The 2,005-nt window shown below is 63.8% G+C and carries 2 protein-coding genes; both read left to right on the top strand.

Going from position 1 to position 2,005, the window contains the following annotated elements:
• The first annotated feature begins 382 nt into the window (after positions 1-382).
• Positions 383-1,249, top strand: a complete 867-nt coding sequence (locus tag AC5RWX_RS32785) for a winged helix-turn-helix domain-containing protein (protein ID WP_494100340.1) — start codon at positions 383-385, stop codon at positions 1,247-1,249.
• Between the two features lie 49 nt (positions 1,250-1,298).
• Positions 1,299-1,826: a SixA phosphatase family protein gene (locus AC5RWX_RS32780; RefSeq protein WP_494100339.1), complete on the top strand. Its 528-nt coding sequence runs from the start codon at positions 1,299-1,301 to the stop codon at positions 1,824-1,826.
• Positions 1,827-2,005: the final 179 nt, after the last annotated feature.

Here is a 2,005-nt window from a genome sequence, read left to right as displayed (position 1 = left end):
GCGTTATCTGCCTGAAAGCGGGAAAATAATCAGCAATCTGACCATTGTCCAGAATCGTGATCTGTGCCACATCAAGCGCTTTTGTCTCAGAATGCGGACGGATCCGTCCATTGTTACTTGCAAGTTCGCATTGTTACGCTGCACACTTCCATTGTGAACAAGAACTCAACAGCACCTGCAGCCGCAGACTATTGGCCCAGCACATCCGCTGCTGCCGACATGCGCTGTTGTCGAATGTACGCCTGAACTTCCCACCCCACGAAGTTCGTCGGCATACGCCCCCAGCCCAGCGTCGGGCGTCCCTCCCCAGTTTTAATGCGCAGTGCGGGGAATTCAACATTCGAGCCGCGATAGCGGCCATTCACATTGAGGTAAGCACTACATGTCAGTTGCATCCGGATACGTCCACATTTCTGTCCGTAACGCCGCCAAGGGTGGCCAGCCGTCGGGCCTCCGCCCCGGGTTCGGACCACGAACGTCCCTCGCTCCCACCACGTCCGGAAGCAGCTTTCCCGGCTCGGGATATGGCCCCCAGGGCTACAACCCCAACTCCTACGGCCAGCTTCGCGCCGTCCCTCCCGCCGAGTCCGCCCCGGTCACTGCTCCTACTCCCGTAGTCGCCGGGCCGAACCCGGTCCGCCCGGTGGCCAATGACAACGTTGCCCGTGGATTTGTCCTCTACATGGGCATCGACGAGGAAACCGCAGCCGCTGCAGGTACCTCCATCGCCAAACTCGCCCAGGAAATCCGCGCCTACGCCCAGTCCTTGGTAACGGGAGCCGAAAGCTACGCCGCTGTTGCCGTTGCCCCCGCCGGTACGCCCGGCTCGGCGCTCGATGTCGTCCGGTCTACTTTCGGTGACCCCACGGTCAACACCCGCCAGCGCACCGAAACCCCGCGGCCGCAGCAGCCCCAGGAGCCGCGCCCCTCCGGCGTCCTGATCGACCTCGCACGCCGCGAAGTGCACCTCGACGGTGAATCGCTGAACCTGACCTTCAAAGAGTTCGAACTCCTTAACTACCTCGTGGAGAACGGCACCCGCACCGTGGGCCGTGACGAGCTGCTCGAGGGCCTATGGCGCAACGCCGAAGAGGTGCCCAACGAGCGCACCATCGACGTCCACATCCGCCGCCTCCGCTCCAAGCTTGGCCGCCTCGCCAACACCGTCCGAACCGTCCGCGGCCAGGGCTACAGGTTCTACGAGCACCCCGAGGTTGTTGTCTGGGCCGCTCCGGAATATTCGATCTAGCACCTCAGAGGCACGCAGGAGGCATGTGGCTGTGCCTTAGGCTTGGGCCATGAGCCAGCACCATCTTCGACGCCTCGTGATCATGCGGCACGCCAAAGCCGATTGGCCTGGCGGCGTGGCTGACCACGAGCGGCCGCTGGAGGAACGGGGCCACCGGGAGGCGCCACTTGCCGGGCGTTGGTTGCTCAAGCACAACATCGTGCCTGACTTCATCCTGTGCTCGAGCGCATTGCGGACCCGCCAGACCTGCACCTGGGTCTGTTCTGAACTGGGGGACAAGGCACCCACGCCGAAGCTCGAAGACGGCCTTTACGCTTCCTCGGCGGTGCGCATGCTTGCCGTGGTTAATCACGTGCCCGACACCGTCACCACGCTGATGCTGATTGCGCACCTGCCAGGGGTGCAGGACCTTGCCATGCACCTCGCCTCGCGCGATTCCGATCACGATGCCTACATGGACGCCGCAACGAGGTACCCCACCAACGCGCTCACCGTCCTTGAAACGGAAAAGTCCTGGGCGGAGCTGGACGGACAGGACGCACGGATCACCAAATTCAAAGTGCCCCGGGCTCACTAGCGCGAGCTATTTCCTCGGCGCGCCGCGGCCCTGTGGTTGCTTTGCGGAACTTTGTTTGTGGCACTTTGCCTTGCGGGGCCCTGCCTCGCCGTACCTTGGCTCTGGGGCGCCTGCCGGGCGGACGACGTCGGGTGCCGCACTGGGGCCCGCGGACCCGACGGGGTGCGCGGCTGCCCAGC

This window comes from Arthrobacter sp. SPT-J7, from assembly GCF_059089965.1.
The sequence above is the reverse complement of the archived record's forward strand: the minus strand, read 5'-3'. Positions and strand labels throughout refer to the sequence as shown.

Coding starts and splice junctions, on each gene's coding strand:
- AC5RWX_RS32780 (WP_494100339.1), top strand. CDS start 1,299: ATGAGCCAGCACCATCTTCGACGCCTCGTGATCATGCGGCACGCCAAA.
- AC5RWX_RS32785 (WP_494100340.1), top strand. CDS start 383: ATGTCAGTTGCATCCGGATACGTCCACATTTCTGTCCGTAACGCCGCC.